21 protein-coding genes are annotated in these 12051 nt (G+C 42.9%); 4 read left to right on the top strand and 17 right to left on the bottom strand.

Annotation, left to right across the window (positions count from 1 at the left end):
• Positions 1 to 6 precede the first annotated feature (6 nt).
• Positions 7 to 348, top strand: a complete 342-nt coding sequence (locus tag QUB06_RS21150; protein ID WP_333436926.1) for a hypothetical protein — start codon at positions 7 to 9, stop codon at positions 346 to 348.
• Positions 349 to 362: 14 nt separating this feature from the next.
• On the top strand, positions 363 to 605 hold the full coding sequence (locus QUB06_RS21145; protein ID WP_333436925.1) for a hypothetical protein: 243 nt from the start codon (positions 363 to 365) through the stop codon (positions 603 to 605).
• Positions 606 to 725: 120 nt separating this feature from the next.
• Here the strand turns inward: QUB06_RS21145 and QUB06_RS21140 are convergent, their stop codons facing one another.
• The 16 genes from QUB06_RS21140 to QUB06_RS21065 all read right to left on the bottom strand — a co-directional run bounded on the left by QUB06_RS21140 (position 726) and on the right by QUB06_RS21065 (position 9129).
• The gene (locus QUB06_RS21140) at positions 726 to 980 is read right to left on the bottom strand and encodes a hypothetical protein (RefSeq protein WP_333436924.1); all 255 of its coding nucleotides are present in this window, start codon (positions 978 to 980) and stop codon (positions 726 to 728) included.
• Between the two features lie 58 nt (positions 981 to 1038).
• A complete protein-coding gene (locus QUB06_RS21135) occupies positions 1039 to 2913 on the bottom strand; it encodes a hypothetical protein (protein WP_333436923.1) in 1875 nt (624 codons plus the stop codon).
• A 227-nt stretch (positions 2914 to 3140) separates the two neighbouring features.
• The gene (locus QUB06_RS21130; RefSeq protein ID WP_333436922.1) at positions 3141 to 3563 is read right to left on the bottom strand and encodes a hypothetical protein; all 423 of its coding nucleotides are present in this window, start codon (positions 3561 to 3563) and stop codon (positions 3141 to 3143) included.
• Positions 3564 to 3794: 231 nt separating this feature from the next.
• Positions 3795 to 4673, bottom strand: coding sequence for a hypothetical protein (locus QUB06_RS21125; protein WP_333436921.1), 879 nt, complete (start codon positions 4671 to 4673; stop codon positions 3795 to 3797).
• A gap of 12 nt (positions 4674 to 4685) precedes the next feature.
• A complete protein-coding gene (locus QUB06_RS21120; protein WP_333436920.1) occupies positions 4686 to 4979 on the bottom strand; it encodes a hypothetical protein in 294 nt (97 codons plus the stop codon).
• Positions 4969 to 5331 (bottom strand): hypothetical protein, encoded by a 363-nt coding sequence (locus QUB06_RS21115; RefSeq protein ID WP_333436919.1) that lies wholly within the window; start codon positions 5329 to 5331, stop codon positions 4969 to 4971. Before QUB06_RS21115 ends, QUB06_RS21120 begins: the two co-directional genes overlap by 11 nt.
• Positions 5324 to 5551, bottom strand: a complete 228-nt coding sequence (locus QUB06_RS21110) for a hypothetical protein (RefSeq protein ID WP_333436918.1) — start codon at positions 5549 to 5551, stop codon at positions 5324 to 5326. The genes QUB06_RS21115 and QUB06_RS21110 overlap by 8 nt, the downstream gene beginning before the upstream one ends.
• Entirely contained in the window at positions 5552 to 5905 is a 354-nt protein-coding gene (locus tag QUB06_RS21105) for a hypothetical protein (protein ID WP_333436917.1), read from the bottom strand.
• A 2-nt stretch (positions 5906 to 5907) separates the two neighbouring features.
• A complete protein-coding gene (locus QUB06_RS21100) occupies positions 5908 to 6348 on the bottom strand; it encodes a GIY-YIG nuclease family protein (protein WP_333436916.1) in 441 nt (146 codons plus the stop codon).
• Positions 6335 to 6772 carry a hypothetical protein gene (locus QUB06_RS21095; protein WP_333436915.1) on the bottom strand — a complete coding sequence of 146 codons (438 nt, stop codon included), beginning with the start codon at positions 6770 to 6772 and terminating at the stop codon, positions 6335 to 6337. The genes QUB06_RS21100 and QUB06_RS21095 overlap by 14 nt, the downstream gene beginning before the upstream one ends.
• A gap of 9 nt (positions 6773 to 6781) precedes the next feature.
• Positions 6782 to 7039 (bottom strand): hypothetical protein, encoded by a 258-nt coding sequence (locus QUB06_RS21090; RefSeq protein WP_333436914.1) that lies wholly within the window; start codon positions 7037 to 7039, stop codon positions 6782 to 6784.
• Between the two features lie 2 nt (positions 7040 to 7041).
• Positions 7042 to 7254 (bottom strand): hypothetical protein, encoded by a 213-nt coding sequence (locus tag QUB06_RS21085; RefSeq protein ID WP_333436913.1) that lies wholly within the window; start codon positions 7252 to 7254, stop codon positions 7042 to 7044.
• Positions 7245 to 7562 (bottom strand): hypothetical protein, encoded by a 318-nt coding sequence (locus tag QUB06_RS21080; RefSeq protein ID WP_333436912.1) that lies wholly within the window; start codon positions 7560 to 7562, stop codon positions 7245 to 7247. Before QUB06_RS21080 ends, QUB06_RS21085 begins: the two co-directional genes overlap by 10 nt.
• A 293-nt stretch (positions 7563 to 7855) precedes the next feature.
• Entirely contained in the window at positions 7856 to 8425 is a 570-nt protein-coding gene (locus QUB06_RS21075) for a hypothetical protein (protein ID WP_333436911.1), read from the bottom strand.
• Positions 8373 to 8741: a hypothetical protein gene (locus QUB06_RS21070; RefSeq protein WP_333436910.1), complete on the bottom strand. Its 369-nt coding sequence runs from the start codon at positions 8739 to 8741 to the stop codon at positions 8373 to 8375. The genes QUB06_RS21075 and QUB06_RS21070 overlap by 53 nt, the downstream gene beginning before the upstream one ends.
• A 70-nt stretch (positions 8742 to 8811) precedes the next feature.
• The gene (locus QUB06_RS21065) at positions 8812 to 9129 is read right to left on the bottom strand and encodes a hypothetical protein (protein ID WP_333436909.1); all 318 of its coding nucleotides are present in this window, start codon (positions 9127 to 9129) and stop codon (positions 8812 to 8814) included.
• Positions 9130 to 9228: 99 nt separating this feature from the next.
• Here QUB06_RS21065 and QUB06_RS21060 point away from each other — a divergent pair, with 99 nt between their 5' ends.
• Positions 9229 to 9435, top strand: coding sequence for a hypothetical protein (locus QUB06_RS21060; RefSeq protein WP_333436908.1), 207 nt, complete (start codon positions 9229 to 9231; stop codon positions 9433 to 9435).
• Positions 9436 to 9827: 392 nt separating this feature from the next.
• Positions 9828 to 10979 carry a glycine cleavage system aminomethyltransferase GcvT gene (gene gcvT, locus QUB06_RS21055; RefSeq protein WP_333436907.1) on the top strand — a complete coding sequence of 384 codons (1152 nt, stop codon included), beginning with the start codon at positions 9828 to 9830 and terminating at the stop codon, positions 10977 to 10979.
• A gap of 238 nt (positions 10980 to 11217) precedes the next feature.
• Here the strand turns inward: gcvT and QUB06_RS21050 are convergent, their stop codons facing one another.
• A complete protein-coding gene (locus tag QUB06_RS21050; protein ID WP_333436906.1) occupies positions 11218 to 12051 on the bottom strand; it encodes an alpha/beta hydrolase in 834 nt (277 codons plus the stop codon).

Genomic DNA, 12051 nt, shown 5'->3' with positions numbered 1-12051 from the left:
GGACTAATGAAACAAGAGACGCTTGATTATATCGCTGCTTCGATCGGGACTGTTGCAATTATCTCTACCTATATTTTTTGGTTAGCTTCTAGACAAATCAAGGATAGTTTAATCCATAAAATTGATCAATTTGTCTACGATCTAACCAAAAAACAAGAGAGTGACCAGCTTACTGCCGGGTACAAAATGCGACGCTGGCAAGATATGAACAAACTTCGATCGATTACTTTGGAGTATAGAATCGAAGCTATTGAGCATAAGTTAGACATGGGTGCTTGCAATATAGTTCAATCTCTTGAACATCAACTTGAAGAGCAGCTTGAGGAAGATGTAGACTTACGCATTTAAGTTCACTCAAAACCATGAAAGTAAGATTTAAAAAGCCAACGCTTGATCAGTTAGACTTTATTACCAGTTTTTTAGGTGCAGTTGCTGGGATTGCTGAATTAATGGTCTTTCGTGATTGGCTCAGTGAAGAAGACGGTCATTTTATCATTGGGATGTCATTAATTGCCTGGGGATTTTTTTGTAATAAACCGCCTCGCATTAGGAATTCCAGACAACCTCTGGCACATCCTGAATTACTGGATGAGCTGAGAGAATAATAGCATAATTAGGAGTCCGAACAAAATACCTAAGAAAAAAATTGTTAACTGATCCATAAATTTTATAGTAGAATCACAACTTAAATGATTCTACTATGAGATTTATTGTTGGGTTAGAAATTACGGATTATTATTCATTTTCTCCGCTACAACCTTCAATGTTACCGCTGAACCCGCAGCTAAACCAATAATTGCTCCAGCAGTAAAAGTATCTACTGGATTTACCGAATTCTTGCGCTTCAGTTCTTCACTTGCCTGATGCGCGTCCTCTCTTAATTCTTGGATGACACCGGGAACAATTTCAACCGTTGCGAGTATAGCTGTTGTCAATGTTCCTGCCAAAAATACTGATTCGTTTGCTGTTGGTTTACGCATTTTCTGTCCTAGTTTTGTGTGATTGATGTACATCGATCGAATTAATGATCGATTTGATTTACCTCTTTTCCAAGTAATCCTTGAATTTAGCAATTAGTGAAGGCGTGCCATATTTCATTACTATGTAATAGAAACATTTTTTACCTACATCTGAATAACTTCGAGGCTTCCCCCTCTTCTGGGTGAAACCCAAACCGACTTGTATGAGTTTGCTGGCACTTGTATATTTATCGGATAATTCCAAGATGCGCTCAAAAACTGCTGTTTCTGACTCATTTGGCAGTAATCTTGCGAAATCTTCGGCATCCCAGATAACTGGATAATTCTCTCTGGGTAAGGGTTTCGGGCTTATCTCGTGTTTGATAAGGTTATCAAATGTGAATAATTCTTCACCTGAATTATCTGCCGAATTATCTGGTAAATTATCCGAGTTTTGATTTGCTTGCGATCGATGTAATTCTATCGATTGATCGAGTTGTTCTGGTGTGGATTCAGCTAACCAATAATCCCATGATACTTTTTGATTTAATGCCCGGTTTAGTTGATCTACGTCCGATTCTGGCTCCGATTCCACTTCAGTTTTTGGGGTTTTTGAACTAAGTTTTTCATTATTTTCTGGACTAGCGATAACTTGACTCGGTTGAGTCGGAAATTCAGTTTTTTCTACAGAGTGTTCTACGGGAAAGCTATTAAATAACTCATAAACCCATTCAGGGCGTATCCAGTACGGAAGAATGGAAATTGGTAAGTCTTTGATGCACTCTCCCTCTTCATCTTTGATACCGGAAATGGTTCCTTTGAAAAGTGGTTGTAATTTACTGTTCGATCGTAACTGAAGTTTAATTACTCCTGAATTAACTGATTTGCTAAAACCCTCACCACCGCCAAAAGCAGCATTAGTATCGTTGTGAGCAATGAACACAGGCGCTTCTTTGGCTTTCCGAGGGTCGCCAACAACTTTTCGAGTTAGTTTGCTAGCAGGTTCCGCCGTACCTTCTTCAAAGCCATATTGTGTCATCTCATCAAAGATAGAAGTCAGCCAATCATCCTTCAAGGTTCGGACTTTGAATCGATCGTACATGGCGTTAAGTTGTTGACCAACTTCCTCAAAGTTTTGATTTGCGCCATAGCCGGGGACTCCCAACTTTACCAAAGTTTTCCAACACTCGTCATGATTTTGGTGAAAGTGAGGGTCAGCGATCGAGATGATTTTGTGACCATACAAATAATGCCGACACAATCCTATAAAAGCTGCAAAGTAACTTTTAAAGCTACCCATATCACCATAAATTAGTAATGGCTTGTGCATCAGTTGCTCAATCCATCCGTCTTCATGTTCCTGGATCAACTTCAAGAGTGTCGATCGAGCAGCAGCCATGTACTCCGCTCTTTTCTCTTCATAGCTTTTTTCTTTCTTCTCCTTTGCCTCACTCTCACTTTTACTATCAGAAACAGAATCGGCTATAGAATCAGTTTCTGTTTCTGTTTCTGGTACAGAATCAAAAACAGTTTTTGTTTCTGGCGTTGTGGGTTGGGAGCTTTTGAGAAGATGCTCAAGAATTTCAGGGTAATCGTGAGCCATGACCCGGACATAATTCTGCTGAGTTTCGGCTTTGTAGACCTCAACTGAGGTATCAGCTCGAATCTTCTCCTTAACCACTACCTCCTGAACTAGGACATCGGTGAGTGCGGAGTTAACAGCAGCATCAAGGGCTAGCTGTTTCAGTCGCTGCTCAAATTCCCAGAGTTCTTGCTGTTCGAGCTGTTCTTTTTTTCGCTGACTGTCGTGCCAGCCGAAATATCCGCAGCCGATCGCAGCCAGAGAGCTAGCTTGCCGGACTCCCACCCAGCGATCGAAAGGAAGCGGCATCAATGCCAACCCCAGACAGCAAAATGCTCCGAAAAATGATGCGACTGTTACTCTTTTACTCATTACTCCCCCCTTACCCTTTATCCAATGCCTGATGACTAATGCCTGATGACTAATGCCTGATGACTGATGCTCACTCAATGCCCGGTGACTCTAATGCCTGATGCCCAATGCCCGGTAATGCCTGATGCTCAATCTCTGCTCAATGTCTGATGCTGAAGCTCAAAATTGACTGAAGATATCCCGGCCGGCTAAAAGCGAATACAGCCGTACCAGCCGGGATGGAAGTATTATTTACTACCTGCACCAATGATCCACATCGCGACAACGACAAAAACTGCGATCGCCAAACCATGCTTCCAGGTCAGGAGATAATACAAATCCCAGAAGGTTAAGAGTCCTCCGAAAGCTAGTAGAGCACCGCCCGTCCGCCACAAACCGGAGTAGTTGCGATCGGCTGGTGAGATAGCACAGAGACAGACTGAAGCACCGATAATAACCACAACTCCCAAGACAATATGTGAGGGAAAGAGCCGACACACATTCGCGATCCCAATGCCGATCGCAAAATTCATTACCAAAAATTGCCAGTTATTGACATTCTTGAGGTGTTTCAGTTTGGCTGACGGTTTATAGACGATCGATTCTGTCTGTTCTGTTTGTGGCTGTTGTACAGCAGGTTTTGGCGGTAATTGTGGAGTTTGGAAAAACATGGTTTGTGCATTTATTGAAGGTTTTGCCGTAGAGCAGACAACAATTGGGGCAAATGTCGATATTCTGTATTGCTGAAGTTTCCGCAATTACTAAATATCCGTAACTGTTGGGTAGTTTTATCCCCGGTTCATGGTCATCTGTCGTTACCCAACCTGTGTTTGTCGTAGCAGCAACGCCGTTTTTGTAATCGATCGAGCTGACTACTTTAAAAACTTGATTTTTAAAAATAATCAATTTCCACCCCTGAAGAAACTACCAAATCTTGAAAAACCGCGATTTATCTGCGAAGCAACACTCTTAGCTTTGCCTGCGATATCCCCTGACCAGTTCACCGCTAGATTAATTGAATCCTTCGCTCTGCCTGTTGCCGATTGTTGTGTTGTCGATCGTTGTGTTGCCGATCGTGTCACTGAACCTGCTGAAACAAATTGAGGTTGAGAGAAATTGGACTGACTAATTTGAACTGGAGAAGAAGCGAAACCGCCGAGAGATGGATGATTTAAGCCATGACTACCGTGTCTCAATCCTAATGAAGCTTGCTTATAGATATTGGTTTCTTCCTCTTTCCAGGCTGCTACTTGAGCAGCCAACTCTGGATTTCCTTGCATCCTTTCCATTGCTGCATTAACTTCGGCTACTTTCTTGGCGATCGCAGCAATTACCGTGTTGTCCCACAAAAGTTTATCTTGTACAGTTTCTGCTGTAAATTGTTCCTCTTTTTTGATAAGCCGATAATCTTCGACTTCTACGGTTGCGCCGTACTTCGCCCGAGCAACCGCAACATCTATCTGAGCTTTCTTAATCTTCTCAGCACCTTTATAGCCAGCTTCCATTAACCAGCCTTGGAACTCACGGAAACAGATTTGTGCGTCAATGAGTAGCTTGAACTTCTCTTTGATTTCGCTGATGTGGTCAAGGAACCATTTTGCTTGGATTGCCCGATCGCCGATCGCAGCCCAGCCCTGGGGAGTGAGTTGGTTCAAGTTAGCGGTTGTGATATTGAAAACATCAGCTAACATTTGCTCGCCCTCTTCATCAAGAGCGCCACCGACTAGGGTTGTGAGAAGGTAGGTTAATACATCTTGTTCTTGATCGAGTAGTTGTTGCATTGTGCTTGCCTCTTAATCAAATTGTGTTGGGTCAGAAGAATTGAGATTATCAATCCAGTTTTTAGCATTAGCTAAAGCTGTTTCTGTGTCGTCGGCAGCTCCTGTTTTCAATCGATCGTAGACACACCAGTTCATTTTCGTGTTTAAATGAAGCCATTTAAGCTTAATTACTAAGCCTAAATATTCATATTCTTCCAAGTCAGAGCCAGAGTCTATAACACCTCTTGCTTGGAGATTAAGCAAGAATTTTATGGCTAGATTGCTGACGGTCTGAGCGGATAACAGATTCAGGATTTTATCTAACATTGCTTACCTCATGAGATTCTTCATCCTCATAGTCCATAAAATCGTTAATCCACTTTTGGGCTTCTAGGAGGGAGGAAGCAGAATCGTAGGTCATGCCTTGATCGAGAAACCGATACATACCGTCGTAGACATACCAGATCCACTGTTCGCTCCAGCGTTCATCTCCATCTATGTGAAAACATCGCAAACGAATAATCAATCCACAATGCTCATATTCATCCGATATTGGGGGATCTATCACCCATTCTGTGATTGCACCTTTGAGTTTTAGGTAGATCAACAACTGTTTGGTGAACGATAGGACGATCGAATCGGGCAACAGATTGAGTATTGGTTTAAGATTCTTACGCATTTCGTTGCCCTTGCCGTCCTAGATAAGTTTTGATTTCGATCCTTTCCCCCGGTTCGGGTCTGGGGAGCTGAAGCTCAACTTCTTTCATTGCCAGAATCGCGCAGACTTCAGTGTCGCCGTAAACTGTAAAAACTTTGGTTGGGTGACGGCTGCTGGTAACGTAAACTTTTCGAGAATATTGATTCGCCACTTTCGCGGTTCCGAATAACCAATCAAACATCTATTTATTCTCCTGTCCGATTTTACCGTCAAGAAATTCAACTGTCCAAATTTGAGCTAGAGCAACAGCATCATCTCTTGTATCTGCGACTCCAGTTTTTAACACTACTTGCCCAAAACCGTCATAAATTAACCAATCCCAATAGTTAAGTTCTTGTCCCAAAAATGTTGAATATGCAGAGAAAGACTTGACTTGAATTTGCAATCCTGCATAGAAATAGCAACCGGGCAGTAAATGTTCAGTATCATGATTAAAGTTTTGGTAAACTTTATTAATCAGCTCTGTCGTAAACTGAGCGATCGTCTCCTTAGAAACGAACAGACTGGGAAGTAGTTGCAGTAATTCTCTGAGCATAATTATCTAAAAAGTAGAGAGGAAAGAAGCATCAAAATTAAAACTGCAATAGCTAAGTAAGCCAAGTTGAGAAGCCAACAAAGAAGAAATAACGTGATTTGCATCAGCAAAACTCTCAAAGGATTGACTTCAAACCATTCAGTGTACCCATCTAATCCTTTAGTTCGCAAATAGTGGCTACCCTCAAAGATTCTGTGCATCATTTTTTCTGTCAGTTTCATGTTCATCGTGAAGACGATCGCCCTAATTTCTAAGTTAGCTGCGTACTCTTTTGACAGGTAATATCGGCGTATTTTTGGTGTCTCACTCAAACCAACTTTGCAAAGAGCACCGTCTTGAAAAATGTAATTAAACCCTGGGACATAATCACTCTTTCTCTTAGGTTTCGGTTTTTTAGGTTGCCGTTGGTGTTTGAGAATTAGACTTGCTTTAGCGTTTCGCATTCATTTGTGTCCTCAAAATAGCGATCGAATGAGACAAAAGTGCGACTTGTTGATTACATAATGCCTTATGTCGTGGTGTCAAAGTTCGTATTTGTTGAGTAGCATTACACCGCGTGTCAAAGTCGCTGGATTTCAAATCTTCTTCAAGTTTAGCGAAGGTAATTTTATTATTTGCGATTTCGGCTTCGAGTTCAGGCAGGGACATTTCTATTGGTCTTTTGACTTTACGCATCACAACCACTTGTCGTTCTGCCAGTTTTTCATTACGTTTCGAGAGTTGCAAAAGTTCTTGACTTAATTTCAAAGAAGCTTTTGTGTCAGTCACTTTTCCTATTTGAGCTTTGAGCTTATTTTTGAGCAATTCGTTCGCATCGCGCTCAGCTTGAAGCTCGTCATAGGTCATGCTTGTCAGTCTTTTTACCATGATTAGCTCCTAATTCTCAACTGTTTGACGGTTATTGTGGCTGCCAATTCCTATTGATGGTGAAATTTGATAAACTTTCTGGTTATTAACTGTTTGGTTGCCGTAGACGATCGTCGGTTTCACTTGTTTGACGGCTTCTTGATACCCGGTTTGATAGCAAAATGCACCAAAGCCAACCATCAATGCTGGGATAGCTCTACTCATCCAGGGATATCCAGGTTCTGAATTCTTACTTGTTGGTGTTGAATCTGCCGATTGGTCATTCATCGTTAATAATCCTTGCTGTGATTAACAATTCTTGCGATCGTATTGCTTGCACTATCCTTTGAAATCCGTATCAAGCCTTCATCTGCCATATCTTGAACATCAATTTCTACTCGCCATTCTGCGATTAAAGTACAGAAAGCAATTTCTGCTGTACTGCCTACTTCAAAACGTTTCAGGAAATCGAGAATGGCTTGCATATCAGCCGTTAGTTCCATAGTTCCATATCATCTTGAGACGGGAATGTACATTCATAGTTCTGCTGATCTGTCTCCAACCTGTAACAGGTTTTGGGATAGGGGCATTCTCTGCTTCCTACACAGTTCGGCGGTAAAATTCTTTTTCGTGGCTGGCACAGTTGTAGATTTTCATCAACAGGCTCTACAAATCGTGTCATATCACCTGTACACAAGTTCAAATCGATAACTCGGCACAATTCCAAACACTTTTTATCAGCACTGTAGACGTAAACTTTTTGCTGACTGTGCCAGTCAAATAGTTTTCTAGATGTGATAGGGACTAGCATTTAGCAAACCCCCGTCATAAATACTGAAGCTGAACTCACAGGATAGGGATTGGCGGGAGCGGTAAAAATCGAAAGTAACCACTGAATCATTGCTCTTTCCTCTTGTCTAGATTGAGGTGTAGATTTCTTGGTACAGAAACAGGAACAAGAACAAGAACAGGAACAGGAAGGGGAACGCAAGCTCGCATAGATAACTAAAGCAGTGAATAGTTTTTCTCTGTGAGCTTGCCTAGCTTGATGCTCCAGAACTAGGCGATCGCTATAAGCTTCAGCTAGTTCTCTGCAAGATTCGATTAGCCCCAAAGTCCAGTAATCTGTTTCGATTCCTGTTTTTTTCCCGGTAAACTCCCGCCACGCAAATCTAAAGGAGTCGATCGAACAGATTGAGTGATCGAACCAAAATTCGCTCGAACTTTAGCTGCTCTATTTTGAAGTTTGTCCACTACATTTGCGCCCAGGGCAATGCAAAAAGTATCAACTATTTGCTCAGATGCTGCATCAGCAACATCAGTCATTGCTAAGCTGGCTTCTTGAGTGATCGATCGAATAGCAAGTACCATTCCATTGGTTTCTTCTTGACCATCGCGGTGTTCACTATGATCAACCGCAGTCTCGTCAATATCATCATTTTGAGCTTCCGCTGCGGTGCCTGTCCGTTTGCCAGCTATTTGTAACAGTGCGTCTGCTGGCGACATCATTTGTTCTCGTACCAGTCGGTAGTATTCAGTCACTTCGAGAGCATCAGCGTCTACAACCTGAGAGTTTTGCCAATCTCTCTGACCCAGAGCTTTTCGGACATTGGTGATGTCGCTAACTTTGCCCAGACCGAGTTGAGCTTTGAGTTCGATTCTTGAAATACTCATCTGTGTTGATTCCTATGTTTTGTAAGTAATTGCGGGTTTTGTCGATATCTCGATCGCAGATCAAGAAGATTTCCTCTAGCTGAACCAGACACCATTTCGAGAAATCTGAGAATTTGCGACTATAAAGCGATCGCTCAATTTCTGGGCATTCTTCCTCAAGCAGTGCCAATCTTCGTTTAAAAGTTGCTTCTGCCATTGGCTTATTCGTTTTATGGGAAATCTTGCCCAGTTCTGCCCTTAACTCCGATCGCGTCCAGAAATTGCGCCTACCCGATTCTTCCGTAACTTGCGCTGTTATTGTCTTTCGGCGTTTCATGTCTTTGTATGAGCTACTTTAGGGATAGCTGGGGCTGTCTTTCCAGTAGCTCACAGCCAGAGAAAAAAAATTATCGATCGTCCCGTGGGCTTCCTTTTTCAGTGCCTGGTTCTTCGCCTAGTTCTTCAGCTTTGGGTTTGGGGTAAGTTTTCGTTGCGTCCCAGTACCCGAAAGCTCGTCTCTGATTCCATACCTTCTCGGCTGCTTCCTGAGCCGTTTTTCCGAAACCTTTCACAATGCAGTTGGGGTTGAACGAACGTTCAACCACAACTAGATGCTGTGGCTGTAGTAACATAATGCTGTCTCCTAGTGCCGTGTGGCGGCATTGGTGGAAAGTCTGGTGAACGTGTTGACGCACGTTTACCAGGCGTTTTTGCAAATGTAACACTAAATTAGTGTTACGTCAAGAAAAACTTAGAAACTTTCTAAGTTTTCCATTATCCTGATTTGAGTAGTCAAAGGATTTTATGGGATTTTATGGAATTTCATGGCAAAAAGTAGGGATAGTCGCGATCGCATATCGGTGACATTCGATATTGGGCAGTTGCGGGAGCGATTAAAAGCTCAGGCGATCGAGCCGAGTCAGTCGCTAGCATCGATCGTGAGGATGGCTGTGCTCGAATGGCTTGAGCAACGGGAAGCTGTCCAAGATAAAGAATCTGAAGAATCTAAAGAATCTGAAAATAACGATTAAATTAATATAGCAATTATTGACTATGCCTCAACCTTATATTTATTAAGGATTTCAACCATATTTGACACACAATGGCATTGTAGGGGTCAGCGGTTCGAGCCCGCTATTCTCCATAAACAAGATTAGGAATACATCAGTGCTGTGTCCTAATTTGTACCCAAACAGTACCAGCGCGTGCTTAAATTCGATCGCGACTTGTACCTAAACAGCATTGCCGTGTCCTTAAATTCGATCGCGACTTGTACCGAAACAGCATTGCCCTGTCGTTAAATTCGATCGCGACTGATACCTAAACAGCATTGCCGTGGCCTTAAATTCGATCGGGCCACACACCGCGAAAACCAATTTTCCCGTAAAATCAAAACAGTCTACCCGCAACCAAAGCGCTACCAGTGGCAAAGTCAACTGAACCCAACAATCCAGAGAGTCCGAGCCAACTTGCCCGCACGCCTCTGTACGACCTATCATTAGAACTCAAAGCTCGGATGGTGCCCTTTTCCGGGTGGGAGATGGCAGTACAGTACGCAGGCATCAGCAGCGAACACCAAGCAGTACGCCAGCAAGCAGGAATGTTCGACATTTCCCACATGGGAAAATTTGGTTTGAGAGGGAAACAATTAATAGAAAAATTTCAACCCTTAGTACCCTCAGACTTAAGCCGCTTGCAACCCGGTCAAGCTCAATATACAGTCTTGCTAAATGCCCAAGGCTGCATCTTAGACGACATTATTTTCTACTGCCAAGAACCAGACCCTATCACTAGCGAAGAACGTGCAGTAATCATTGTCAACGCCGCCACTCGCATCGCCGACAAAGCATGGATCACCACTCACTTAGAATTGAGCGAACTCTGTTTTACAGACATCTCAGAAGATAAAGTTTTAATCGCAATTCAAGGACCAGAAGCTGTTAAATATCTCCAGCCTTTTGTGGAAGACAACCTGGCACCAATTAAGGCATTCGGTCACTTAGAAACAAATCTGTTGGGACAGCCGAGTTTTATCGCCAGAACTGGTTACACCGGCGAAGATGGGTTTGAAATCATGGTGGATGCCGAAGTAGGAAAAGAACTGTGGCAAAAATTGTTAGCTGCTGGTGTTGTTCCTTGCGGATTGGGCGCGAGAGATACCTTGCGTTTAGAAGCAGCAATGGCTCTTTACGGTCAAGATATCGACGACAATATCACACCTTTAGAGGCTGGATTGGGTTGGGTAGTTCACCTCGACACCAAAGGCGATTTTATTGGTCGTGAGGTTTTGGAACAGCAGAAAGCGAGTGGAGTATCAAAGCGGTTGGTAGGGTTAGAAATGCAAGGGCGGCACATTGCGCGCCACGGCTATCCGGTAATATGTGAAGGCGAAACAGTAGGAGAAGTTACTAGCGGTACATTATCGCCTACATTGAATCGGCCAGTCGCCCTCGCATTTGTTCCGGCAAAATTAGCTAAAATCGGTCAGCAATTAGAGGTCGAAATTCGCGGGAAAAACTATCCGGCTAGTGTAGTGAAAAAACCATTTTATCGATCGCCAAACCGCCCCAGTTAAATTAAGTAGGTCAGCCTTAATTCAGGGGCGTTGCTCATAGCAACGGTTCACAATAAAGTATATAGCAATCCTAAATGATTTGTGTAATTCTTGTAGGGGCAGACCCCCCGTGGTTGCCCCGCCTTGGCTGGGGTAGGCACGGGGGCACTACCCCTACATATTTTTACCACTGATGCGAGGATTGCTATAAGTGTATGTGTTGTTGTGGAACGGGCTTCTAGCCCGTTGCTCATCTTGGTCAAGAAGACTCATCTACTAGCTTAGCAAATTGTCGCAAAGTTTCAGCATAGCGATCGCCCGCCACATCCATCAAATCATTATGACCGGCCCCATCAACCCAAAAATTTAATTTCGGGTGCTTCGCGGTGGCAAACAACTGCTCTCCATGCCAAAAATGAACCACCTCATCAGCCTTACCGTGAATCACCAAAACAGGCGATCGCACTTTGCCAATTTTATCAATATTCACAAACTTGTCAAAGGGTAAAATCGGAATCCGCGTCAACACCCGAAAAGCCGAAACAAAGGAACTTTCAACCACCAAACCGCCGACTTTTTGCCGCGAAGCCAAATCAATTGCTGGCCCACCACCCACCGAACGGCCGTAAAGAATAATTTGGTTTGCAGGTACTCCCAACTGTTGGGTTAAATAATTGTAAGCAGCCTCAATATCACGATAAGTATTATACTCAGAAGGATTTCCCTGACTCGTGCCGTAACCTTGATAATCATAGGCAAACACAGCAAACCCGCTATCTCGAATCTCTCTGAGTAGCCACAAAATCCCCTCCAAGTCTTCCGCATTCCCGTGACTGTAAAGTATAGTATATTTAGCTTGCGGGTTAGGAAAATGAACAGTAGAAATTTTCACGCCATTAGCTGAGCTAACTTTGATAACTTCCCTGCTATCACTCTGACTAGATGGGGGAGGTTGAAAAATTAGTCGTTCTGAAAAAAAGAAACCGTAAAAACACAGAAATGCGTAAATAAAAATTATAGAGCGCATCAGTCTTTTGACAGAAAATTCTCCGAAAAGCAAGCGTTTAATATTTTTTTTGTTCCACTTAGTCAT

Origin of the sequence: Microcoleus sp. D2_18a_D3, from assembly GCF_036702455.1 — a bacterium.
Lineage (GTDB): Bacteria > Cyanobacteriota > Cyanobacteriia > Cyanobacteriales > Microcoleaceae > Microcoleus.
The sequence above is the reverse complement of the archived record's forward strand: the minus strand, read 5'-3'. Positions and strand labels throughout refer to the sequence as shown.

Coding starts and splice junctions, on each gene's coding strand:
- QUB06_RS21110 (WP_333436918.1), bottom strand. CDS start 5,551: ATGTTTGATTGGTTATTCGGAACCGCGAAAGTGGCGAATCAATATTCT.
- QUB06_RS21070 (WP_333436910.1), bottom strand. CDS start 8,741: ATGAAACGCCGAAAGACAATAACAGCGCAAGTTACGGAAGAATCGGGT.
- QUB06_RS21145 (WP_333436925.1), top strand. CDS start 363: ATGAAAGTAAGATTTAAAAAGCCAACGCTTGATCAGTTAGACTTTATT.
- QUB06_RS21120 (WP_333436920.1), bottom strand. CDS start 4,979: ATGTTAGATAAAATCCTGAATCTGTTATCCGCTCAGACCGTCAGCAAT.
- QUB06_RS21080 (WP_333436912.1), bottom strand. CDS start 7,562: ATGCTAGTCCCTATCACATCTAGAAAACTATTTGACTGGCACAGTCAG.
- QUB06_RS21140 (WP_333436924.1), bottom strand. CDS start 980: ATGCGTAAACCAACAGCAAACGAATCAGTATTTTTGGCAGGAACATTG.
- QUB06_RS21105 (WP_333436917.1), bottom strand. CDS start 5,905: ATGCTCAGAGAATTACTGCAACTACTTCCCAGTCTGTTCGTTTCTAAG.
- QUB06_RS21075 (WP_333436911.1), bottom strand. CDS start 8,425: ATGAGTATTTCAAGAATCGAACTCAAAGCTCAACTCGGTCTGGGCAAA.
- QUB06_RS21150 (WP_333436926.1), top strand. CDS start 7: ATGAAACAAGAGACGCTTGATTATATCGCTGCTTCGATCGGGACTGTT.
- QUB06_RS21130 (WP_333436922.1), bottom strand. CDS start 3,563: ATGTTTTTCCAAACTCCACAATTACCGCCAAAACCTGCTGTACAACAG.
- QUB06_RS21115 (WP_333436919.1), bottom strand. CDS start 5,331: ATGCGTAAGAATCTTAAACCAATACTCAATCTGTTGCCCGATTCGATC.
- QUB06_RS21095 (WP_333436915.1), bottom strand. CDS start 6,772: ATGGTAAAAAGACTGACAAGCATGACCTATGACGAGCTTCAAGCTGAG.
- QUB06_RS21050 (WP_333436906.1), bottom strand. CDS start 12,051: ATGACTAAGTGGAACAAAAAAAATATTAAACGCTTGCTTTTCGGAGAA.
- QUB06_RS21060 (WP_333436908.1), top strand. CDS start 9,229: ATGGCAAAAAGTAGGGATAGTCGCGATCGCATATCGGTGACATTCGAT.
- QUB06_RS21085 (WP_333436913.1), bottom strand. CDS start 7,254: ATGGAACTAACGGCTGATATGCAAGCCATTCTCGATTTCCTGAAACGT.
- QUB06_RS21090 (WP_333436914.1), bottom strand. CDS start 7,039: ATGAATGACCAATCGGCAGATTCAACACCAACAAGTAAGAATTCAGAA.
- QUB06_RS21135 (WP_333436923.1), bottom strand. CDS start 2,913: ATGAGTAAAAGAGTAACAGTCGCATCATTTTTCGGAGCATTTTGCTGT.
- QUB06_RS21100 (WP_333436916.1), bottom strand. CDS start 6,348: ATGCGAAACGCTAAAGCAAGTCTAATTCTCAAACACCAACGGCAACCT.
- QUB06_RS21125 (WP_333436921.1), bottom strand. CDS start 4,673: ATGCAACAACTACTCGATCAAGAACAAGATGTATTAACCTACCTTCTC.